The organism is Burkholderia sp. E168m15 (assembly GCF_016586105.1).
Lineage (GTDB): Bacteria > Pseudomonadota > Gammaproteobacteria > Burkholderiales > Burkholderiaceae > Burkholderia > Burkholderia orbicola.
On the sequence record NZ_BCPO01000152.1, the window covers coordinates 23664 to 46261 of the forward strand.

General features: G+C 68.1%; 20 protein-coding genes. 4 read left to right on the forward strand and 16 right to left on the reverse strand.

Annotated features, from left to right (window positions below; translation table 11 throughout):
* Positions 1 to 19: 19 nt before the first annotated feature.
* The 4 genes from glnQ to JMF86_RS22145 form a co-directional block, all read right to left on the reverse strand.
* On the reverse strand, positions 20 to 748 hold the full coding sequence (gene glnQ / locus JMF86_RS22130; protein ID WP_011547980.1) for a glutamine ABC transporter ATP-binding protein GlnQ: 729 nt from the start codon (positions 746 to 748) through the stop codon (positions 20 to 22).
* Positions 745 to 1452 (reverse strand): glutamine ABC transporter permease GlnP, encoded by a 708-nt coding sequence (gene glnP, locus JMF86_RS22135; RefSeq protein ID WP_011547981.1) that lies wholly within the window; start codon positions 1450 to 1452, stop codon positions 745 to 747. Before glnP ends, glnQ begins: the two co-directional genes overlap by 4 nt.
* 15 nt (positions 1453 to 1467) lie before the next feature.
* A complete protein-coding gene (glnH, locus tag JMF86_RS22140) occupies positions 1468 to 2220 on the reverse strand; it encodes a glutamine ABC transporter substrate-binding protein GlnH (RefSeq protein WP_011547982.1) in 753 nt (250 codons plus the stop codon).
* Positions 2221 to 2727: 507 nt separating this feature from the next.
* A complete protein-coding gene (locus JMF86_RS22145) occupies positions 2728 to 6267 on the reverse strand; it encodes an ABC transporter ATP-binding protein (protein ID WP_011547983.1) in 3540 nt (1179 codons plus the stop codon).
* 118 nt (positions 6268 to 6385) lie between these two features.
* Between JMF86_RS22145 and JMF86_RS22150 the strand changes: the two genes are divergently transcribed.
* On the forward strand, positions 6386 to 7333 hold the full coding sequence (locus JMF86_RS22150; protein ID WP_011547984.1) for a LysR family transcriptional regulator: 948 nt from the start codon (positions 6386 to 6388) through the stop codon (positions 7331 to 7333).
* 23 nt (positions 7334 to 7356) lie between these two features.
* Here JMF86_RS22150 and JMF86_RS22155 read toward each other — a convergent pair whose 3' ends face one another.
* The gene (locus JMF86_RS22155; protein WP_011547985.1) at positions 7357 to 7728 is read right to left on the reverse strand and encodes an MAPEG family protein; all 372 of its coding nucleotides are present in this window, start codon (positions 7726 to 7728) and stop codon (positions 7357 to 7359) included.
* Positions 7729 to 8031: 303 nt separating this feature from the next.
* Here JMF86_RS22155 and alr point away from each other — a divergent pair, with 303 nt between their 5' ends.
* Positions 8032 to 9153: an alanine racemase gene (gene alr / locus JMF86_RS22160; RefSeq protein WP_011547986.1), complete on the forward strand. Its 1122-nt coding sequence runs from the start codon at positions 8032 to 8034 to the stop codon at positions 9151 to 9153.
* 196 nt (positions 9154 to 9349) lie between these two features.
* Here alr and JMF86_RS22165 read toward each other — a convergent pair whose 3' ends face one another.
* Both JMF86_RS22165 and JMF86_RS22170 read right to left on the reverse strand, forming a co-directional pair.
* Positions 9350 to 10144, reverse strand: coding sequence for an enoyl-CoA hydratase (locus JMF86_RS22165; protein ID WP_027811768.1), 795 nt, complete (start codon positions 10142 to 10144; stop codon positions 9350 to 9352).
* Positions 10145 to 10329: 185 nt separating this feature from the next.
* Complete coding sequence (locus JMF86_RS22170; protein ID WP_011547988.1) at positions 10330 to 11760, reverse strand: MFS transporter; 1431 nt, start codon at positions 11758 to 11760, stop codon at positions 10330 to 10332.
* 137 nt (positions 11761 to 11897) lie between these two features.
* Between JMF86_RS22170 and JMF86_RS22175 the strand changes: the two genes are divergently transcribed.
* The gene (locus JMF86_RS22175) at positions 11898 to 12773 is read left to right on the forward strand and encodes a LysR family transcriptional regulator (RefSeq protein WP_027808959.1); all 876 of its coding nucleotides are present in this window, start codon (positions 11898 to 11900) and stop codon (positions 12771 to 12773) included.
* A gap of 12 nt (positions 12774 to 12785) precedes the next feature.
* Here the strand turns inward: JMF86_RS22175 and JMF86_RS22180 are convergent, their stop codons facing one another.
* The 8 genes from JMF86_RS22180 to JMF86_RS22215 form a co-directional block, all read right to left on the reverse strand.
* A complete protein-coding gene (locus tag JMF86_RS22180; protein WP_011547990.1) occupies positions 12786 to 13736 on the reverse strand; it encodes a hypothetical protein in 951 nt (316 codons plus the stop codon).
* A gap of 149 nt (positions 13737 to 13885) precedes the next feature.
* The gene (locus tag JMF86_RS22185; protein WP_011694701.1) at positions 13886 to 14338 is read right to left on the reverse strand and encodes a DUF3592 domain-containing protein; all 453 of its coding nucleotides are present in this window, start codon (positions 14336 to 14338) and stop codon (positions 13886 to 13888) included.
* A 143-nt stretch (positions 14339 to 14481) separates the two neighbouring features.
* Positions 14482 to 14847: a response regulator gene (locus JMF86_RS22190; RefSeq protein WP_006486240.1), complete on the reverse strand. Its 366-nt coding sequence runs from the start codon at positions 14845 to 14847 to the stop codon at positions 14482 to 14484.
* A 36-nt stretch (positions 14848 to 14883) separates the two neighbouring features.
* Entirely contained in the window at positions 14884 to 15843 is a 960-nt protein-coding gene (locus JMF86_RS22195; protein WP_011547992.1) for a chemotaxis protein CheX, read from the reverse strand.
* Positions 15844 to 15865: 22 nt separating this feature from the next.
* Positions 15866 to 16447 (reverse strand): hypothetical protein, encoded by a 582-nt coding sequence (locus tag JMF86_RS22200; RefSeq protein WP_011547993.1) that lies wholly within the window; start codon positions 16445 to 16447, stop codon positions 15866 to 15868.
* Entirely contained in the window at positions 16444 to 17172 is a 729-nt protein-coding gene (locus JMF86_RS22205) for a methyl-accepting chemotaxis protein (RefSeq protein ID WP_011547994.1), read from the reverse strand. Before JMF86_RS22205 ends, JMF86_RS22200 begins: the two co-directional genes overlap by 4 nt.
* 22 nt (positions 17173 to 17194) lie before the next feature.
* Positions 17195 to 19582, reverse strand: a complete 2388-nt coding sequence (locus tag JMF86_RS22210; RefSeq protein ID WP_011547995.1) for an MCP four helix bundle domain-containing protein — start codon at positions 19580 to 19582, stop codon at positions 17195 to 17197.
* Between the two features lie 327 nt (positions 19583 to 19909).
* Positions 19910 to 20143, reverse strand: a complete 234-nt coding sequence (locus tag JMF86_RS22215) for a virulence-associated protein (RefSeq protein ID WP_226138881.1) — start codon at positions 20141 to 20143, stop codon at positions 19910 to 19912.
* A 162-nt stretch (positions 20144 to 20305) separates the two neighbouring features.
* Here JMF86_RS22215 and JMF86_RS22220 point away from each other — a divergent pair, with 162 nt between their 5' ends.
* Positions 20306 to 20995, forward strand: coding sequence for an alpha/beta hydrolase (locus JMF86_RS22220; RefSeq protein ID WP_011547997.1), 690 nt, complete (start codon positions 20306 to 20308; stop codon positions 20993 to 20995).
* A gap of 58 nt (positions 20996 to 21053) precedes the next feature.
* Here the strand turns inward: JMF86_RS22220 and JMF86_RS22225 are convergent, their stop codons facing one another.
* The gene (locus JMF86_RS22225) at positions 21054 to 22559 is read right to left on the reverse strand and encodes an amino acid permease (RefSeq protein ID WP_011547998.1); all 1506 of its coding nucleotides are present in this window, start codon (positions 22557 to 22559) and stop codon (positions 21054 to 21056) included.
* Between the last annotated feature and the right edge of the window lie 39 nt (positions 22560 to 22598).

Genomic DNA, 22598 nt, shown 5'->3' on the forward strand with positions numbered 1-22598 from the left:
TCGGCGGGTTCGGTTCCGTTCAGGATACGTGTTTCAGGAATTCCTTCAGGCGCGGCGTCGGCGGCCGGTCGATCAGGTCGACCGGATGGCCGTCCTCGGCAATGCCGCCCTGATCCATGAACAGCAGCCGCGTGCCGACCCGCTTCGCGAAGCCGATCTCGTGCGTGACGACGATCATCGTCATCCCTTCGGTCGCGAGATCCTGCATTACTTTCAGCACTTCATGGCGCAGTTCCGGATCGAGCGCCGACGTCGGCTCGTCGAACAGCATCAGCCGCGGCCGGATCGCGAGCGCACGCGCGATCGCGACGCGCTGCTGCTGGCCGCCCGACAGCTCCGACGGGTAATGATTCGCGCGCGATTCGAGGCCGACCTTGTCGAGCAGCGCCATCGCCTGGTCACGCGCGTCGGCGCGCGACGCGCCTCGCACCTGCATCGGCCCGAACATCACGTTCTCGAGGGCGGTCATTTGCGGGAACAGGTTGAACTGCTGGAACACCATGCCGGCTTCGAGCCGGATGTTGCGGATCGTCGTCGCGTTGCCGCGCACGCTCTGGCCGTCGACCAGCAGCTCGCCGCCGGTGATTTTCTCGAGCGCGTTGATACAGCGCAGCATCGTCGACTTGCCCGAACCCGACGGGCCGACCACGACGACCACCTCGCCCGCGTCGATCTTCAGGTCGATGTTCTTCAGCACCGGCACGTGGCCGAAGCTCTTCGACACGTTCTGGAATTCGATCATGCTCATAAGATACGCATCCTCTTCTCGACGATCCGCAGCGTCAGCGTCATCGCGCCGGTCAGTATCAGATAGATGACGGCCACCGCACTCCAGATCTCGACCGCCTGGAAATTGCCCGCGATGATTTCCTGCCCCTTGCGCGTCAGTTCGCCCACGCCGATCACGATGAACAGCGACGTGTCCTTCAGGCTCACGATGCACTGGTTGCCGAGCGGCGGAATCAGCCGCCGGAACGCCAGCGGCCCGACGATCTTCAGCAGCACGCGCGGCATCGACAGGCCCATCGCGAGCCCCGCCTCCGTCAGCCCCTTCGGGATCGACAGCAGCGCGCCGCGCACCACTTCCGCGAGATACGCGCCGGAATTCACCGTGATCGCGATGATCGCGGCCGTCAGGCCGTCGATGCGGATATGCGCGAGCAGCGGCAGCGCGAAATACAGGAACATCACCTGCACGACGATCGGCGTGCCGCGGATCAATTCAATATAGACCTGTGCGAGCACGTTCATCGCCTTCGGTCCGTATGCGCGGAACATGCCCGCGATCATCCCGACGATGAAACCGCCCACCAGCCCCAGTAATGCGATGAACACCGTCAACCGGACCCCGTCCATCAGGTCCGGCAACGCCGCCCAGATCGCCGACCAATCGAAATTCACTTGTCGCTCCCCGTTCGATTCAAGACCGGCGCGGCCACCCGGCCGCGCCATGGCGCGTGGTCACGCTCACATCTTCGGCGGCTCGGCGCCGAACCACTTCTTGTAGATCTGCGCGTAGCGGCCGTCGGCCTTGATCTTCACGAGCGACGCATTGACCTTCGGCACGAGCGGGCTGCCCTTCGGGAAGCCGATCCCGTACTTGTCGCCGCTGACCGGCTGGCCCGCGACCTGCACCTTGCCCTTGCCTTCGTTGTTCACGAAGAACAGCACGTTCGGCGTATCGTGCATCGCCGCGTCGACGCGGCCGGCTTCCAGCGCGAGATAGGCCTGGTCGATGTTCGGGAACTGACGGACCTCCTTCGGCTTCAGGTGCGCCTTGATCCAGTCGATCGTCGCGGTGCCCGTCTTCGCGGCGATCACCTTGCCGTTCAGGTCGTCGATCGACTTGATCGACGTATTGCCGGCTTGCACCATCGCGGCGAGCCCGCTGTCGTAGTACGGCGCGGAGAAGTCGATCGCCTTCTTGCGCTCTTCCTTGATGGTCATCCCGGACAGCGCGACGTCGATGTTCTGCGTCTGCAGCGCCGGGATCAGGCCCGCGAAATCCATCGGCTGGATCGTGTATTTCCAGCCCTGGTCCTTCGCGATCTCGGCCCACAGGTCGAGATCGAAGCCGACGTACTTGTCGCCCTGCTTGAACTCGAACGGCATGAACGACGTATCGGTCCCGACGACGAGCGTCTTGGTGTCCGCGTGCGCGAGGCTGGCGCCGAGCGCGGCAGCAACCGCGACGGCTTTCAGGAAGGAACGGCGACTCATGGCATTTCTCCGCATGGTTGAGCGATGTAACCGGCCGGCTGGCCGGGGAACGACGACATCAAGCCGCACCGCAACATGCGATGTTGAATTAGACCTTAGTGCAACAAGTGTTGTCAATGGCGATACTACGACAACAAAAAAGTCCGCAACAAATAAATGCATCGAGGCAAACCCGCGGCGCGCGGCGCGGATAGATCGGAGGAAAGCGGCGGCGGGGGGCGACATGCACGGGGCGGGCGTGCAGGCGGGCTCGAGGCAAAGGGCTGAAGGGAAGGTTGCAGCGGCTGGCGCGGGCCGGCACGACGGCCGTCCAGCGCAACGCGTGCGGCAGGATGACGACCGCGCCATCGCTGCCCGCACATCGGTTTGCGCGGACGGCCGGCGATTCAACCAGCCGCCTCGGCGGGACGACCGTGGGCGCCAGGCCGGCAACCGCCGGCGCGGCTCAACGCAGATTGCGGAATTCGCGCGGCATCGCCGAACGACGGCGCACCGATGCCGCGCCGCTCACGCCGCGACTCCGCTCGCCTGATGCGACACGAGCCGCGCATACGCGCCCTGCCGTGCCAGCAGCTCCGCGTGGCGGCCGGCCTCGATCACGGCGCCCTGCTCCATCACGAGGATCAGGTCGGCATTGCGCACGGTCGACAGGCGGTGCGCGATGATGATCGACGTGCGCTGCGTCATCAGGTCCTCCAGCGCCGCGCGGATCTGCTGCTCGCTGATCGTGTCCAGGTGCGACGTCGCCTCGTCGAGGATCAGCACCGGCGCATCCTTCAGGAACGCGCGTGCGATCGCCACACGCTGGCGCTGGCCGCCCGACAACTGCACGCCGCGCTCGCCGACGCGCGTCGCGAGCCCGTCCGGCAGTCGCGCGACGAAATCGCCGAGCGCCGCGTGGTCGATCGCGCGCTGCACGTCCTCATCCGACGCGTCGTTCGCGGCGAGCCGGATGTTCGCCTCGAGCGTGTCGTTGAACAGATAGGTGTCCTGCGCGACGAGCGCGATGTGCTGCCGCAGGTCGTCGAGCCGCAGATCGCGCAGATCGACGCCGCCGAGCGTGACACGGCCCTGCTGCGGGTCCCAGAAACGCAGCAGCAGGCTCGCGACCGTCGACTTGCCGGCGCCCGACGCGCCGACCAGCGCGACCGTGCTGCCGGGCGGCACCTCGAAGCTCACGCGGTCGAGCGCGGGCACGCTGCGCCCCGGATACGTGAACGACGCCGCGTCGAACCGCACCGCCGGATTGCCGGGCATCGCATGCGCACCGTCGGTCACCGTCACGGGTTCCTTCTCCAGCGCGCGCAAGCGGCGCGCCGACGCGATCGTGTCGGCAAGCTGGCGCGCGACCTGGCCGATTTCGGCCACCGGCATGAACGCGGCCACCGCGACCAACACCAGCAGCGGCAACGACTCGCGCGGGAACCCGCCGCGTGCGCACCACCACGCGCCGAGCGCCGCGACCGCCAGCCCGCCGAGCCCGCTGGCGACTTCCAGCGCGGCGCTTTGCGTCGACAGATCGTCGAGCAGCTTCGCGCGCTGCCGGCGATACGCGTCGACTTCGGCCACGAATGCCGCGCGCCGGCGCGCGATCGCCTGGAACGCGGTCAGTTCCGCGAGGCCCTGGATCGTTTCGGTCAGATGCGCGCCGAGTTGGCCGAGCGCGTCGCGCGCGCCGGTGCCGAGCCGGTCGACGTCGCGCCGGGCCAGCACGGGCGCGAGCCCAGCCCACAGCAGGAACGGCAGCAGCACGAGCGCGAGCGGCCATGCGACCGACGCGAGCAGCACCAGCACGCCGGCCGGCACGAGCACCGCGACGAACGCGGGCGCCAGCGTATGCGCATAGAAATATTCGACGGTCTCGACGTCCTGCGTCGCGAGCGACACGAGATCGCCGGAACGGCGGCGCAGCAGCCCGGCCGGCGCGAGCCGTTCGAGCGTCGCGAACAGCGCGATGCGCATTTCCGCGAGCAGCCGGTACGCCATGTCGTGCGCGAGCCACGATTCGAGCCAGTGCAGCACGGCCGCGACCGGCGCGATCACGAGCAGCGCGGTCACCAGCCCCGTGCCGACGTGACCGCTCGGCACCGCGCCGACCACCCGCGCGCCGAGCACGCCGACGCCGATGAACGCGAGCACGCGGCCGATCCCGAACAGCACGGTCAGCACCACCTTGCCCTTCCACGGACGCACGAAGCGCAGCAGGGTCTGCAACGTTTCCGGCCAGCCGATCGTCGCCGCGTCGTCGTTCAGCGGCCGCACCTGCGGGCCCGACGACGCGCGGGCGGTCGTGCCCGCCGCCGCCGTCGCGCCGACGGACTCGGCGACCGCTTCCAGTTGCGGCCCCATCAGCCGGCGATACGGGCCGTCGCGCGCGATCAGCGCCGCATGCGTCCCTTCGTCGACCACCTGCCCCTGGTCGAGCACCAGGATGCGATCGGCGCCGATCACGCTGGACAGCCGGTGCGCGAGCACGAGCGTCGTGCGCCCGCGCGTGAGCCGGTCGAGCGCCTGCTGGATCAGCGCTTCGTTTTCCGCATCGACCGACGACAGCGCCTCGTCGAGCAACAGGATCGGCGCATCGCGCAGCAGCGCGCGGGCGATCGCGATGCGCTGGCGCTGGCCGCCCGACAGCATGAGCCCGCGTTCGCCGATGCGCGTCGCGTAGCCGTCGGGCAGCGCCGAGATAAAGTCGTGCGCATTGGCCGCGCGCGCGGCAGCGATCATGTCCGCGTCGCTCGCGTCCGGGCGACCGAGCCGCAGATTGTCGGCGACGCTGCCGTCGAACAGCGTCGCATCCTGCGCGACGACCGCGATCATCTCGCGCACCTGGTCGGCATCGAGCGTGCGCACATCGTGGCCGCCGATCCGGACCGCGCCGCCCTGCGCGTCGTGCTGGCGCAGCAGCAGGCGCACGATGGTCGACTTGCCGGCCCCGCTCGGCCCGACGATCGCGACCGTCTCACCCTCGCGCACGGTGAAGCTCAACGCCGCATGGGCATCCGCGCGGCGCCCCGGATACGCGAAGCTGACGTGATCGAACGCGATCTCCGGCCGCAGGCCGGGTACGCGCGGTGCGTCGACGGAAGGGGCATGGCTGCCCGCGTCGAGCAGCGCATGGATCGCATTCGCCGCCGACTGGCCGATCATCCCCTGATGCAGCACCGCGCGCAGGTCGCGCAGCGGCCGGAAGATCTCGCTGCCGGCCATCAGCACGATCAGCAGCGCTTCGAGGCTCATGTCGCCGTGCCGCACGCGCCACGCGCCTACCGCGATCGCCGCGGCCGCGCCGAGGCCGGTGCCCAGATCCGTGAAGAGCCGCGTCAGCAGCCCGAGCGCGAGCACCCAGAACGTGCTGTCCGACAGCGCCCGCGCCTTCGCGGCCAGCTTCGCGCCGAACGCGGTGCTCTGCCCGAACGCCTTCAGCGTCGGCAGGCCCTGCACCGCGTCGAGAAACTCCTCGCCGAACGCCTTGAACGCGGCCGAACGGGCGAGCGCCGCGCGCTTGTCCGCACGATGCACGAGCTGCGGCAGCGCGAGCGTGACGAGCGCCGCGACCAGCAGGACCGCGGCCGTCGGCACGTCCCACCACGCGAGCACCGCGAAGATCATCAGCGGCGCGCACGCGGCGATCACGAGTTGCGGCAGGTAGACGCCGAAGAAGGTCTGCAACTGCTCGACGCCGTCGACGACGGCCAGCATCACGCCGCCCGTGCGTTCGCCGCTGAACCATGCGGGGCCGAGCGCGGCGATCCGGTCGAACAGCCGCGCGCGCAGCGTGGCTTGCACGCGGCCGGCCGTGTGCTGCGCAAGCACCGTGCGGCGATGATCGAGCCACGCACGCAACAGCACACAGGCCGCCGTTGCAACGACGGCTTCGCCGATGCTGCGCGCCGGCGCGCCGGAAAAAACCAGCGCCAGCACGCGGCCGAGGAATACGAAGCGGAGGATGCCGACACCCATCGCGAGCAGCCCGAGCGCGACGGCCGCCGCCACCCGCCAGCGCAATCCCGCCATCATTGCCCATAGTCGTCGGTCGAAATACATGAAGCCTCCAGTCGGTGTTTCGTTGCGTTTTTCTTGACCGGATCGAGGCTACCCGCGCCGCCCGCGCGCGGCAAAAGATGATTTTTCAACGGGTGTTGAGTCAACTACAATACCCCGCATGTCGCACCTTCCTCCCCTCAGCGCACTGCGTGCTTTCGAGGCGGCCGTCCGCCTCGGCGGGTTCGCGCGCGCGGCGGTCGAGCTGAACGTGTCGACCAGCGCGGTCAGCCACCAGATCCGTTCGCTCGAGGAATCGCTGGGTGCAAGGCTGCTCGAACGCAGCACGGGGCTCGGCGGCATCAGCCTCACGCCGGCCGGTACGCGCCTGCTGCCGGCCGTCAGCGATGCGCTGTCGCGTCTCAACGACGCGTGCGCCGAGATTCGCGGCACCGCGCAACGGCTCACCGTATCCGCCAACGCGCCGTTTTCGTCGATGTGGCTCGCACGCCGGCTGGCGGAATTCTCGTCGCTTCATCCCGATACCCCGCTGCATGCGGTGGTGCTCGACGACGAGCCGGATTTCGCGCGCAGCGGCGTCGACCTCGCGATCGTGCACGTGCCCGCGCACCGGCTGCGCGCCGACGACGACGTGCTGATGCGGGAAACCGTGTTTCCGGTCTGCAGCCCCGAGCTGTTTCCGTACGCATCGGGGTACGTCTGCCGCTCGCGGCTGCTGCAGGAGATGCACGAGGACAGCCCCGAGATCGACTGGCGCAACTGGGCGGTGCATTTCGGCTTGCCGGACGACTTCGACACGAAGATCGTCCGTTACAGCAGTTTCAGCCAGGTGATCGGCGCGGCCGTCGGCGGCGCGGGCATTGCGCTCGGCCGCGTGCCGCTGATCGAGCCCGAACTGCGCAGCGGGCGTCTGGTGCCGCTGGTGCCGGGCCTCTCGCGCGATGCGTCATGGCGCTTCGTGTTACGCCGCCATCCGTCGACGCGACACCGGCTGCTCGATCCGTTGATCGCGTTCCTGCGCAGCGAAGCGGACGCGCCGCCGTTCGTCTCGAAGAAGGTTGCGCCCGCATCCAATGACAGTCACGCACGAGGCGCGGGCGGCGCCTGACGAGAGCCGGCATGCCAGGCCGCTTACGGTGTGGCGAAGAACAGCGCGACGATGCACGCCATGCCGCCGAACCACACGAGCGAACGCAGCGACGCCCAGTTCAGCAGGTACATCAACGCATAGACGATGCGGATCGCGACGAACGCCATCGCGAGCTGGTCGACGCGATGCACGTTCGCGCCGTTGTGCCACGCCACCACCAGCGCGGCGGTGAACAGCGCGAGCGCTTCCCACGCATTCTGATGGGCGGCCTGGGCGCGGGCCCGCCAGCCTTCGAGCTTCGCCAGGTAGTCGCGCGGCGCGCAGTTGTCGTACCCCTTGCGGGCCTTGGCGAGAAACGTCATCGGGAACGGCAACAGCGCCACGATGAACAGGCACAGCTGGGACGTCGTCATCAAAGTCTCCTCCGTTATGATTACATTGATCAATGACAAGATCGCCGAGAGCTTAGCATTGCGCCGTGCCGTTCGGGCACCGGTTTTCTAGATGGGAGACTCGGCCGCGCAGGCCGCCGGGGAAGGCGCCCGGGCCGCGACGACACCAAAATTTCCACCAAATCGTCGACAAATACGTTAATTAAAACTGGTCGAACACCAATAAGATAGCGCTCGACACTGGCTTGACGCGCCATCGCGCCAGCCGGCCCGTTTCCCTCCGCGCCGCCGTGCGCCGAACGACATCCGACCCGAGCCCTTGCCATGCCCCGTCCCATCGTCGCCCATATCCGCCCCGACGCCGTCCGCCACAACCTCGACTTCATCCGCCGCACCGCCGCGCAATCGCGCGTGTGGGCCGTGATCAAGGCCAACGCGTACGGCCACGGCATCGAACGGATCTACCCGGGCCTCGCGGCCGCCGACGGCATCGCGCTGCTCGATCTCGACGAAGCCGTGCGCGTGCGCGAACTCGGCTGGGACAAGCCCGTGCTGCTGCTCGAAGGCGTCTTCGAGCCGGCCGACGTCGAGCTGGCCGATCACCACCGGCTGACGGTCGCCGTGCATTGCGACGAACAGCTCGACCTGCTGATCGCCGCGAAGCCGCGGCAGCCGATCGACATCCAGCTCAAGATGAATTCCGGCATGAACCGGCTCGGCTACCGGCCGGCCGCGTTCCGCGCCGCGTGGGAACGCGCGGCGAGTGCGCCGTCGATCGGCAAGATCACGCTGATGATGCATTTCGCGAACGCCGACGAAGGCGAGGTCGACTGGCAACTCGACCAGTTCGACGCGACCACGGCCGGGATTCCGGGCGAGCGCTCGGTGTCGAATTCGGCGGCCGTGCTGTGGCATCCGCGCGCGCACCGCGACTGGGTGCGACCCGGCACGATCCTGTACGGCGCGTCGCCGACCGGCGCGGCGCGGCATATCGCCGACACGCCGCTGATGGCCGCGATGACGCTGAGCAGCAAGATCATCGGCGTGCAGACGCTCGCGCCCGACGAAACGGTCGGCTACGGCCGCCGCTTCACGGCCGACCGGCCGATGCGGATCGGCGTGGTCGCATGCGGCTACGCAGACGGCTATCCGCGCCACGCGCCGACCGGTACGCCGATCGCGGTGGACGGCGTGATGACGCGCGTCGTCGGCCGCGTGTCGATGGACATGCTGACCGTCGACCTGACGCCGTGCCCGAACGCGGGCATCGGCTCGCGCGTCGAGCTGTGGGGCGACCAGGTGAAGGTGGACGATGTTGCGGAAGCCAGCGGCACGATCGGCTATGAGCTGATGTGCGCGCTCGCGCGCCGCGTGCCGGTCGTGATCGTGCCGCCCGGTGCGGCGAGCGTGCAGCCAGCGCTGCGGACGGGCAGCTACGGGCGCTGACCGGCGTCGCTGCTGCAGTGCGGCGGTGCGCAACCGCGTCGCCGCGCATACCGTGTACTTACCTGCGGGCTGCCTTGGCGGCCTGTCTGCGTTTATGGCGCCCCGCCGACGCGCACCAGCGACGATGCGATACGTCGTTGCGCGTTGCTCACAACGACGCGATACGACGCGCTCCCCGCCCGCCTCCGTCAACGCATCACGAACGCCACGTCGGCTTCCGCTTCTCGAGGAACGCGTCGATCCCCTCGCCCGCATCCTCTTCCATCATGTTGCGCGCCATCACGTCGCCCGCATACGCATAGGCTTCGTCGAGCGGCAACTCGCGCTGACGATAGAACATCTGCTTGCCATAACGCACCGCGGCGGGGCTCTTCGCGACGATCTCCGCGACCTTGCGCGCGACGGCCGCATCGAGCGCGTCCTCGGGCACGGCTTCGTTGACGAGCCCCCACGCGGCGGCCGTCGCCGCATCGACGAAGCGCCCGGTCATCAGCATGTCGAACGCGCGCTTGGCCGTGACGTTGCGGCTCAACGCGACGGCGGGCGTCGAGCAGAACAGCCCCACGTTGATGCCGGATACCGCGAAGCGCGCGGTATCGGCCGCGATCGCGAGGTCGCACGCGGCGACGAGCTGGCAGCCGGCCGCCGTCGCGATGCCGTGCACGCGCGCGATCACCGGCACCGGCAACGCGCGCATCGCGAGCATCACGCGGCTGCACTGCGCGAACAGCGTGCGGTAGTAGTCGAGTTCGGGCTTGCCGCGCATCTGTCGCAAGTCGTGCCCGGCGCAGAACGCCTTGCCTTCGGCGGCCAGCACGACGCAGCGCACGTGCGGATCGGCCGCCAGCGTGTCGAACGCATCGTGCAGGGCCGCGAGCATCGCTTCGGACAACGCGTTGAACTGCTGCGGGCGATTCAGGCGCAGCGTGACGACGCCGTCGTGCGCGTCGCGCAGCAGGATCGGCTCGGCAGTCTCGTGAATGGGTTCCATGGTGTTCCGCTCGACGGGGTTCGGCAGGTTTCGCGGCGAGGCGAACGAGCGTCCATCGCGCCCGCCCGCTCGCGGCATGTCGAGGAAATGGTCCTCCACATTCCGCACGGCGTCCAGCCGCGCCGCCGCATGCGCGTGCGTGGCGGCCTGCCGGCCACGGCGCAACGCGCGATGCCGCGCGAGCGTCAATGCCCCCGTTGCGCGGCTTCCGCACGGCCGGCCGCCCTCGCCGCCAGCGCGGCGATCGCGTAGGCGACGCCCCCGAGCGCCGCGACCGCCCACAGCGCATCGGTCAGATCCGGCAACAGGATCGTCGCGGCGCCTGCGATGGCCACGCCGAGCAGGCTGCCGGCCTGACGCGCCGCGTTGAGGAATCCGGATGCCACACCTGCCGCGTCGGCAGGCACCTGTTCGAGCACCGTCGCGATCATCGGCGCCACCGACAGCGCGGTGCCGGTACCGAATGCGGCCATGGCCATCCAGACCACTAGCCACGGCGCACGCAGCGCGAGCGCAAGCGCGATCGCCGGAACGGCCAGCGCCGCCATCGCGAGGCCGTTCGCCATCAGCGTGACGGGGCGAACCCGGCCATGCAGTTTTCCCGACAGCAGATTGCCGAGCGACAGGCTCAGCGCGAACGGCAACAACGTCAGCCCGATCTGCCGCGCGCTCATGCCGAAGCGTCCGTGCAGGTACAGGCTCAGCACGAACAGCAGCCCGAAGTAGCCGACATAGACGAGACTGCCCATCAGGTTCATCGCGACGAACACGCGATTGCGAAACCACGCGAGCGGCACCATCGGATGACGGGCACGCCGCTCGACGGCGACCAGCACGGCGGCCGCGAGCACGGCGATCAGCAGCGCGCACCGGACCTCGGTGGCGCCGGCGCCGCGCGTGGGCAATTCGATCACCGCGAAACACAGCGCGCCGAGCGCCGCCGCACCGACGCACTGGCCGACCCAGTCGAACTGGCGCACCTCCCGCGCGGCCGCTGCCCGAACCAGCGCCGCCGCGCCGGCAAAGGCGACCGCACCAGTCGGCACGTTGATCAGGAACGCGCTGCGCCAGCCGAAATCGTCGACGAGGAGCCCGCCAAGCACCGGCCCCACGGCGACCGCGACCGACGCGATGCCGGCCCACACCGCGATCGCCCGCGCCCGTTCGGCCGGCACGTCGAAGGTGCTGCGCACGATCGCGAGCGACGCGGGCAAGAACAGCGCGGCGCCCATGCCCTGCGCGAAACGCGCGGCCACCAGGAGCGCCACCGACGACGCGACGCCGCACGCCGCCGATGCACCGACGAACAGCGCCAGCCCGGCGAGATACACGCGCTTCGCGCCGAACCGGTCGGACAGCGCGCCGCCCGCGAGGATCAGCGCGGCGAAGCTGAGCGTATACGCGTCGACGATCCACGCGAGTTCCGCGACCGTCGCGCCGAGGCTCGTGCGCATTGCCGGCAGCGCCACGTTGACGATCGTCGAATCGAGCACCGCCATGAACATGCCGATCGCGACGAGCGCCAGCGTCAGGCGCTGCTCGCGCGCCGTCGGGCGGCCCGGCGCGGCCAGCGGAACGGTGGAAACGGGGACGGAAACGGAATGGCAATCGGACATGACACCTCCAGGCAGATGCCCGGAGTCTAGGACCCGGCGCGCGATGCGGAAAAGTGATAATTTCGCATTGGCCTGATGCAGATCTGCATCACCGATTCCCGTCCGCCGCCGCTTGCCCGATGACACAATCGATCCGTATGAACTGGGACAACGCCCGCTTCTTCCTCGCGCTGGCGCGCACCGGCACGCTGCGCGGCGCCGCGGCGCAGCTGAACGTCGATCAGGCAACGGTCGGGCGGCGGATCGCCGCGCTCGAGGACGAACTGTCTGCCCGGCTGTTTCTGCGCACGCCATCCCTCTATGTGCTGACGACCGCCGGCGAAGCGCTGCTCGAACCGGCCGAAACGATGGAACGCGCATCGCTGACGATCGAACGCCGCGTGATGGGGCTCGACGAGCAACTGGCCGGGTCCGTGCGCATCGCCACGACCGACACGCTCGGCAAGCGTTTCGTCGTGCCCGCAATCGCCAACTTGCGGCGCAGGCATGCCGGCATCGACGTCGTGTGCGTGACGTCGGCGCAAATCACCAACCTCACGCGCCGCGAAGCGGATCTCGCGATTCGCACGTTGCGGCCGGAATCGCCGGACCTGATCGTCAGGCGGCTCGGGCATCTCGAAACGGGCATCTATGCGTCACGCCGCTATCTGGCCGAACGGGGCGAACCGGTCGCGGGCAGCGCGTTCGACGGGCACGATCTGGTGATGTATCAGCAACCGGTGGTGCCGACGATGTGGGACGCGCTGTGCGGCGAACCGACTTCACGCGGCCGCGTGATGTTCCAGACCTCGTCGACGATGATGCTGGTGGAAGCCGCACTGGCCGGGCTCGGCATTGCGGAGCTGCCGTGCTTCCGCGCCGACACCGAGCCGGATCTAGTGCGGCTCATGCCGCAGCGGTGCAATCATTTCGACGTGTGGCTCGTCGCGCATGCCGATCTCTACAAGACCGCACGCGTGCAGGCGGTGATCGAAGCCGTCGTCGACGAATTCGCGACGGCGGCGGGCCGCTAACGGGCCGGTGCGTCAGCGCGGCTGGTACTCGCCATCGGCAGCAGACCAGCGAAACGTCCGGCGCCATTTGCCGCCGCGCTCTCGCAACTGCAAGTCGTGGAAGCCATCCGTCGACGTCGACAGCACGCTCAGCGCATTGCTGCCTTCCGTGATGTCGTGATCGCGCGTGCCGTCGCGATGCCAATCGCCGGCAATATCCCGGTAAAACATCATCGGCTGCGCGAACACGACGCGCAGCGTCTTGCCGTCGATCCGGAACAGGTACAGCGCCTCGAACGACGCACCACCGCCCGCATAGCCGATCGACCAGCCCGCCCGCACCCCGAACGCGGCATCGCCCGCCCGCAGCGTATACGGCGCGAGATCGAACCGCGACCACCGCTCGGGCCGTAACGCGACATCACGCGACTGCTTCGTCTGCTCGATGTAGTCGGGACTGTCGAGATTCGTGTCGCTCCAGTCGATCGCCTGTTCGAGCGGCTGTTCGGTCCGCGCGACGAGGCGCGGCACGCCGTCCGTACCGCGTTCGAACACGCCCAGCCAGACGAATTCCTTCCGGTCATCGGCCTCGGCGCGGCTCTCGAAGCCTTCGCAATCGGTGGGCGCACGGAATCGCAGCACCTCGCGCGCAATCTCGTCGGTCGGTGCCACGCACACGATCGCGACGAACGCCCCGGGGCGTTGCGGCCACGGTTTCGCGCCGACCAGCACGACACGCGCAAGCGGCTGGCCCGGGGCAAGCTGCGCCGCCAGCCCCTCCTTCGTGAAGCCGGGCGGCAGGTGCACGCCGAAACCGTCCGCTTCCGCGCCGCTCATGTCGCGCGCATACGCGGCACGGGCTTCGGGCGAACCGAGCTTCCCGGGCACTTGGTCGAGCGAATGCGCGGTACCGGCCGCGTGCGCGGGGAAGCCCGCGAATGCGGCGCCGATCGCGATGAGCCACGGCATCAAGCGAATTGTCATGCTGGAATGTCCTGTGAAGTAACGAGGCAACGTACTGCGACGCCGCACATGCAATCGTGTGCGTGACGACCGGATCGGCCCGCCGTGCCATGTGAGCGCCATGATGTTCTACTTGCCGGGTGCGACAAGTTTCAGCGCGCAGCGGGCGGTCACGTCCGCTTGCGCCCGCTGCGCCACATGCGAACGCCCGACCGCAACTGACCGACCCCGCCGACGAAAAAGACCGCGCCCATCACGCCGAACGCCAGCACATCGCCCCAGATCGCGCCGAACGTGTTCATCCGCGCGGTCGTCCTCGGCGCGTCCGGCGCATAGCGCACTTCGACCGTCGCGCCGTCCTCGACGCTGACGGCGCCGCCCTGCGCATATTCGACGTGCTCGCCCGCGAGCGTCGTGAACGCGATCTCCGGATGATGCGGACCCGCGTTCAGCTTGAGCACGCGCCCCGGCACGACGACCGACGTTCGCAGGAATTCGCGTGTCGACTGCGCATACAGCGCGACGCCGATCAGCATGCACGTGCCCACGATGGTAAAAACGATGCCCTTCGCGATCCGCCACTCGATGTGCTGCGCAGCGGGTCGCCCGATTTCGGATGCCATCTGCTTCGTTCCGCTCCTGATGTTCGTCAATGCCGGGCGCGCGGCACACGATGCGCCGCCACGCCGCCCTCGGCATCCGGCAGGATACGGACATCCCGGCACGCTGTAAATTGCGTCCGCAAGCGGCTCGCCGGCCGCGCGCGTCAGCCCGCGAGCTTCTTCAGCGCGTCGAGCACCGCGTCGCCCTTGAACGGTTTCACGATCCAGCCCTTCACGCCGGCGGCCTTGCCACGCTCCTTCATCGCCGGGCTGCTTTCGGTCGTCAGCATCACGACGTTGACCGCCGTGTTCGCCAGTTCGCCGCGAATCTTCTCGACCATCGTCAGGCCGTCCATGTTCGGCATGTTCACGTCGCTGATCACGAGACGCACGCCGGGCGTCGCCTTGAGCTTCGCGAGCCCGTCCTTGCCGTCGACGGCCGTCGCGACGTCGAGCCCGTGATTGCGCAGGAAGCCTGCCACTTCGTCGCGCACCGTGCCCGAATCGTCGACCACCAGAATCTTTGCCATGTCGTATTCCCCTTTCGTCGTTGCTGACTTCAACATTCAAAACAGTTCGAGTTCGCCCGCCTCGACCATCGGCCCGACGTCCTGCACCGATTCGCGGAAATCCTCCGGCGACCAGCTCAGGCTGAACACGAAACGCTGGTCGAGACGGACCGAACGCCCCGATGCCGGATCGGTCATCCGGTACTTGAAACAGAGCTGCGGACAGTCGCCGCCGAACGAGATGAACTTCTGCTTGTGATTGACGACGAGCGGCACCTGCACCGGATGGCGCGCCAGCGCCTCGGCGTCGCCGAGATAGCGGTTCTTGAACGCGCCCCACACGAGGTTGGTCAGCTCGCCGAGCACGCTGTTCACGTCGCGGAAATCCGGCGCGCGGCCGCCGTCGCGCGTGCCGCCGAGCATGTCGAGCAGCGGCTGCTCGCTCGTCTGCAGCAGCATGTAGCCGCGGCACCATGCGCTTTCGAGCGCGATCAGGCTGAACACCTCGCCGAAGATGATCTGGTCGCGCACGATGCACGGCGTGTCGTGCTCGATCGTCATCCCCGGGAACAGGCTGTCGATGCGCGCCTCGGTGATCTCCGAGATGCCGCGCACCAGCGCGTTCGGGTAGTCGCGGCTGAACAGGTATTCGTCGATCGCGCGCGCGAGCGGCGTCATGTCGTCGGCGACGTAGGCCGCGCACGCGACCCGCGCGAGTACATCGGGCAGCCCGTCGCGCGACGCCAGCGATTCGCGGCGCAGGATGATCGGCAGTTCCGGGCGCAGCGCGTCGATCTGCGTCGCGATGATCGCGCTCTCGACTGGCGAGCCGCCGTAATCCTCGGCCAGCAGGATCGCGCCGAGGTCGATGTTCGAGCGCAGCACCTTCAGCAGCCGGCTGCGCCGCACGGTCAGGCCGACCAGGTTGTGGGCGTCGCAGAAACGCTTGATCGCATCGGCGTGCACGCGGCTGTCATCGAGCACGAGCACCTTGCTGACGGGTTGGTCTTCGGTCATCTCATCGATTCCTGATGGTCGGTCAGAACAGTTCGAGCTCGCCGCCGGTGTCCACCGCGGCCGTTTCCGGCACGTGGAAATCGACCGGCGCGTTCGCGCACACGCACAGCGTCGCGCCGACCCGCACGTCGCCGTCGAGCGTCAGGTCGTACGCGGCCACGTAATCGGGTGCGAGCGCATGCAGGTAGTCGACGCTCGCGCCGCTCAGCAGGTAAGGCGTCGACATCCCGAGATCGGGAAACGGCGTGGTCAATGCCTGGTTGATCGCGCCGCAACACAGGTTCGCGACTTCCATGAACGCGTCGGTCAGCGGCCGCTGGCTGTTCGTGCCCGCCGTCGCGCCGGCGAAATGGCGGCGCGTCGCGTCGTCGTCGCTGAAACGCAGCGCGAGCAGCAGGCGGAAATGCAGCGCCGAGATCGTCAGCACGACCACATACTCGGGCACCTTCGGCTTCGATCGCGGCTTCGCGTGCCCCCGATCGGGCGCGTCGGGGTCGTGACCGGCGGCCGGCCGGATGTCGCACGCGCCGCCGGCGGCGAGCCGCGTGCGCGCGGCATCGAAGAAGATCCGCTCGAAACCCGCCCTCGCCTGCGCGCTGATCACGCGGCCTCTCCTTCGATCCGCGCATGCAGTTGCCCGGCCAGCGTCTCGACGGTCGCGAGCGCGGCCGTGATCATCTTGCCGCCGGCCTGGATGTCCTGGAACGTCGCGGCCGTCACGAGATCGTTGCGGTTCAGGCTGTCGCGATAGCTGTTCGACAATTGCTGCGAGCGCGCGGCCAGCCCGCGCACCTCGCTCGCGACGATCGAGAAACCGCGCCCGGCCGCGCCCGCGCGCGCCGCCTCGATCGACGCGTTCAGCGACACGATCGACACGTGCGCGACGATCGCCGACAGTTCCTGGTTCTTCGCGCGCATGTCCTGGTTCTGCGTGGTCAGCGAGATCATCTGTTCGTGCCAGCGCTCGAACGTGGCGGCCAGCCCGCGCAGGCGCGCGGCTTCGTCGGCGATCTTCATCGCATGCTGCGCGAGCGCCGCGCGGTCGGCCGACAGCGCCTGCAACGCGTCGCGCTGCGCGCCGTTGGTCGAGGTCTCGCGCGTCAGCGCCTCCCCGAGCTGCGCCTCGCGTTGCGCCCATGCGTCGGCCGCTTCCGCATGCGCGGACGCCGCGTCATCTGCGCGTGCGGCGGCTGCGTCGAGCGCGTCGTGCAACGCGTCGGCCTCGCGCGCCAGCGTCGCGACGAGCCGTTGGCGCATCGCACGAAACACGATCGCCGCCGCCATCGCGACGATCACGCCGCCCGCCAGCGCGGCGGCCATCTGAGTCATCCACGCCTGCACGATCACGCCGTCACTCCGCTGCGTCGATATCCGCGACGCGTGTGCGTTGCGCGTGCCCCGTGCCGGGCGCGGCGCCGTCCGCCGCGAAGCGCGCGGGCAGCGACACGATCGTCTCGAACGCGCGATACGGGGCACCGACGCGATCGTCGGTGAAGCGCAGCGCGATATCGCCGCCGTCGCGCTTCAGGAAATTGCGCACCGCGTCCATGCCGACGCCGCGCCCCGATACTTCGGTCACCGTCTGCGCGGTCGAGAAGCCCGGCCGGAAGATCAGCTCGGCGACGTCCTCGTCGGACAACGCCGCTTCGCTTGCGGCATCGATCCAGCCGCGCTCGCGCGCGATGCCGCGAATCCGGTCGAGCGCGAGGCCGCGGCCGTCGTCGGCGAGCACGAACCACAGTTCGCCGCCGCCCACGCCGACCGCGATGTCGATCGTGCCGGATGCCGGCTTGCCGGCCGCGCGCCGCGCGTCGGATGACTCGATCCCGTGGTCGATCGCATTGCGCAGCAGGTGCATGAACACGTTCTTCAGCGTCGCGACGATCTCGCTGCGCACGCGCTGGCCGTGGCTGTCGATATGCACGACGGGCGCCGGCTTGCCAAGCTCGGCCGCGAGCGACGGCAGCGATTCGATCACGCCGCCGAGCGCTTCGCCGATCCCTTGCGTGCCGAGCTGGCTCAGCATGCGGCGCACCGCATCGCGCGCCGCGTGCCAGTCGGACGCGTTGGCCGGATCGGCGCCATCCAGCACCCGCAGGCTCTCGCTGATGTGCGCACGCTCGACCATCAGGAAATCGGCGCCGTTCTGCGCCGGCTCGCCGCTACGGCCGAGCGTGACCGCGTTGATCGTCGCGTAGTGGTCGACGGCCTCGCGTACGCGCGCCAGATCCTCCATCAGCGCGTCGCGGTTCCACTCGGGGCCGCTGTCCGCGCGGCGCAGCGATTCGTACGCCTGCTCCGCTTCGTGGACGATGTTAGTCAGATGCTGAAGGCTGTACGTGCGCGCATTGCCCTTGATCGTATGCATGTTGCGGAACAGCGCCGCGACGATCGAATGATCGACGCGCTCGTGCTGGCGAATCATCCTCTCGTTCTCGCTGAGGAAGCCCTTCGCGCTGTGCACGAAGTCGTGGAACTTGTCCTGGCTGATCGACAGAATCTCGCCGATCATCTCGAGGCGGCGCTGCTGTTCGCCGGCCTGCGCGGTCAGCTCGCGGATCTCGGTCACGTCGCGCACGCACAGCATCAGGCGCACCACCGTGTCGGTCTCGTCGGTGATCGCCGACCAGCTCAGGTCGAGCCACTTCTCGCGGCCGTCCGGCATCCGCTTCGCGACTTCGTTGACGAGCAGGTGTTCGTTGAACCCGAAGTTCATGCTATCCTCGCCGAGGCACGCGTGCACGGCCGCGTCGACCTGCGAGCGCGCGTCGGCGCCGATCGCCGAATCGTCGAACACGAGCGCCATCAGGTCGCGGCCGGCGATGTCGTTCGTCTCGAAGATGGTTTCGAGGTACGCCGAATACTCCGCGTGCACGACGCCGCCCTCGACGACGGTCAGGATGCCCTGCTGCATGTTCTGCAGCATCGCCTGGATGTCGGCCGTCTTCTGCTTCAGTTGCGCGGCGTTCTCCTGGATCTTCCCGATCATCCCGTTGAACGCGACGATCGAATGGCCGATCTCGTCCATCCGGCCCACCGGCACGCGGCGCGTGAAATCCTGGCTCGTCGCGATCTCGCTCATCGCCGTCTGCATCCCGATCAGCGGGCGCGTGATCTGGCGATACAGCACGAAGCCGAGCGCGGTCAGCAGCACGATCACCGTGCCGGCGACGCCCGCGATCGCGGTCGCCGTGGTCGCGAGCATCCCGTTCAGCGCGCCGATCGCGTCGTCCTTCTGGCGGTTCTTCTCGACGCGCAGCGTGTCGACGATGCTTTCGAGTTCATCGCGATACTGCGCGACGTTCGCGAACAGGTAGGCCTGCGCCATCTCGGCCTTGCCGTCCGTCTTCATCTTCACGGTGTCGGCGATCGCCGCGAAATAGTTCGCGGCGCTGTCCTTCGCCTGCGCGACGAGCCCGACCTGCGCCTGGCCGACCGCCGATTTCGCCTGCGCGTCGAGTGCGGCGCGCAGCGCGGCCTGCTTCGCCTTCAGCTCGTCGCGCGCCTGGGCGGCGGTGTTCGCGTCGGGCGCGTAGACGAGCGTCATCGTCGCGATCTGGATGTTCTTCACATCGGCGACGAGATCCGCCGACGCGAGCGCGCTCGGCACGATTCCCTGGGTGACCTGACGCACCTCGGATGCGCTCTTGCGCGTCTGGTACACGGCGTAGATGCCGATCGCGGACAGCGCGAAGAACGTCAGGACGACTAGCAGCGTAATGCGATGACGGATGGTCATGAGTACAGCTCCCCGCAGCGATCCGGGTTCGATCGCCCTTTGGTCTATTGAAAGAATGTGAGCGCCGAATTATCGGGGATGGTGTATGACTGTCCGATGACCGAAAATCAATCGGCCATTGAGGAAATCGCAATGATTAATTGCAGGGAGAAAAGGCTAAAGTTCTTATTGGACGGGCCGTTAACTGTTGGCCCGGGTGTCCCGTCCGGCTTGCCCGGTGACCTAGGCAAATCGGATCTGGATATTCATTCTTTTATTTCTCGATCCGACAATTCAATCCGGTCGAATACCGGTAAAACGTTTGCGCATTCGCTTGCTGCCGCAACGTCAAATGCATCCGCTCTCGTCTGAAATCGCGGGTCGCGACGCGAGCGCGTTTTCAAACTCCGGGTCTATTGGTCCGATCAGAGGTGCCAGCCACGCCCACTGCTCCAGCGCCGGCTCGTTCGCGCTCACTGCGCTGCGACGAGGTTCATGGGAACCGCGAGCGCCGAATCCCGCGTCGTTGGGAAGCCGTTCAGCTTTGGCATCGTCGGCTTCAAATCTTTTCGTCGAATTCATCGGATCTCCCGGTGTGTCGGTGGTCGCACCCGATTCTGACAAAAAACTTTCAAGCCGGTCAATTCATTCCTGGCGAGAAAGAATCAATCGCAATCCGGCGATTCACCTCGCCCCGCCGGGCGTTCTAGACTGTCGGATCACTCCCCCAACCGGACCCACGCGATGACCGACGTCCTGCCGCTGACCACCGATCCCGATTCCGGCCTGCAGTACCGTTTACGCCCGGCCGCCGGCCGCCCCGCCGCCCGCCTGTTGCTGCTGCACGGCGTCGGCGGCAACGAAACCAACCTGCTGAACGTGGCCGACGTGATCGATCCGCACATCGAAATCGCGTTCCTGCGCGGCCCGCTGACGTTCGGGCCCAGTCAGCATGCGTGGTTTCCGGTGCGTTTCGGTCCGAACGGCCCTGAAATCGATGCGGCGCGCGCGGACGAGAGCCGCGTGCAACTGATCACGCTGCTGCATGCGCTGCGCGCGCGGGATGGCGCCGCGCCCGCGTTGCCGACCGTGATCGCCGGCTTCAGTCAGGGCGGCATCATGAGCGCGAGCGTCGGCCTCACGTCGCCGGGCGACGTCAGCGCGTTCGCCGTGCTGTGCGGGCGCATCCTGCCGGAAATCGATCCGCTGATCGCGCCGCGCGATGCATTGAGCACGCTGCACGCGCTGGTGATGCATGGCCGCTTCGACGACAAGCTGCCCGTCTCGTGGGCGGACAAGGCCGACGCGAAGCTGACGGCGCTCGGCGTCGCGCACGACACGCGGCTGTATGCGGCCGGCCACGAGCTGACCGCGGAGATGGCCGGCGATTTCGGCCGATGGGTCGGTGAGCGCACCGGGTTGAACCCAACTTGATCCAAACGTACCGGGGGCGCCGGCCCGCGAACGAACCGGCGCCCCCGGGTGCATCACGTCACGCGTTTTGCGCAGGGTCCGCCACGCCACGCACGGATGCAGGCATCGCCGCCGCCCGCTCGCGCTCGGCGCCGCGTTTCGCCAGCTTCCAGCCGATCACCAGCGCGAGCACGACGACGGGAATCGTCGCGATGGTCCACGTGCCGCCCGGATAGTCGAACGCCATCAGCACCAGCACGCCGACCAGGAAAGCGAGCGTGAGCCACGACGTGAATGGTGCGCCCGGCATCCGGAACGACACGGCCTTCATCTCGCCGCGATCGACCGCGCGGCGGAACAGGATCTGGCACATCACGATGAAGCCCCACGTCGTGATGATCCCGAGCGACGCCATGTTCAGCACGATCTCGAACGCCTGGGCCGGCACGATGTAGTTGAGCGGCACGCCGATCGCGTTGATCGCGACCGTGATCAGGATGCCGCCGTACGGCACGCCGCGCGCGTTCATCCGCGACACGAAACGCGGCGCCGAGCCGCCCATCGCGAGCGAGCGCAGCACGCGGCCCGTCGAATAGAGACCGGAATTCAGGCTCGACAGCGCGGCGGTCAGCACCACGACGTTCATCACCGTGCCGACGTACGGCACGCCGAGCTTGCTGAAGAACGTGACGAACGGGCTTTCGTGCGCGCTGTACGCGGTCCACGGCAGCAGCATCGTCAGCAGCACGACCGAGCCGACATAGAACAGCGCGATGCGCCACATCACGCTGTTGATCGCCTTCGGCAGCACCTTGCGCGCGTCAGCCGTCTCGCCCGCGGCAACACCGACGAGCTCGATGCTCGCGTACGCGAACACGACGCCCTGCACGATCAGCACGGCCGGCAGGATGCCGTGCGGGAAGATCCCGCCGTGATCCGCGACGAGATGCAGCCCCGTCATCTGCCCCGCCACCGGATGGCCGCTCGCGAGAAACACCGCGCCGACCGCGAGAAACACCGCAAGCGTGCCGACCTTGACGAGCGAGAACCAGAACTCCATCTCGCCGAACACCTTCACGCCGATCATGTTCATCACCGACACGATCCCGAGCGCGCCGAGCGCGAACACCCATTGCGGCACGTCGGTGAACACGGCCCAGTACTTCATGTAGATCGCGACCGCGGTGATGTCGACGATGCCGGTCGTCGCCCAGTTCAGGTAGTACATCCAGCCCGCGACGAACGACGCGCGTTCGCCCATGAACTCCCGTGCGTACGACACGAAGCTGCCGCTGGTCGGCCGGTGCATCACGAGCTCGCCGAGCGCGCGCATGATCAGGAACGCGAACACGCCGCACACGAGATACACGAGCGCGAGCGCCGGCCCCGCGCTTTGCAGGCGGCCGCCCGCGCCGAGAAAGAGGCCGGTGCCGATCGCACCGCCCATCGCGATCATCTGCACGTGCCGCGGCTTCAATTGCTTCGCATAGCCGGCTTCGTGCGACGCGAACATCGCATCGGGGTCGGCATGCACGGCATCCGCGCCGCCGGCCGGGCCGGCCGGGCGCTCGCTGGGGTGTGTCATCGTGAGTCTCCGTTGTTTGTAGATGTGTCGCGCCCCGCT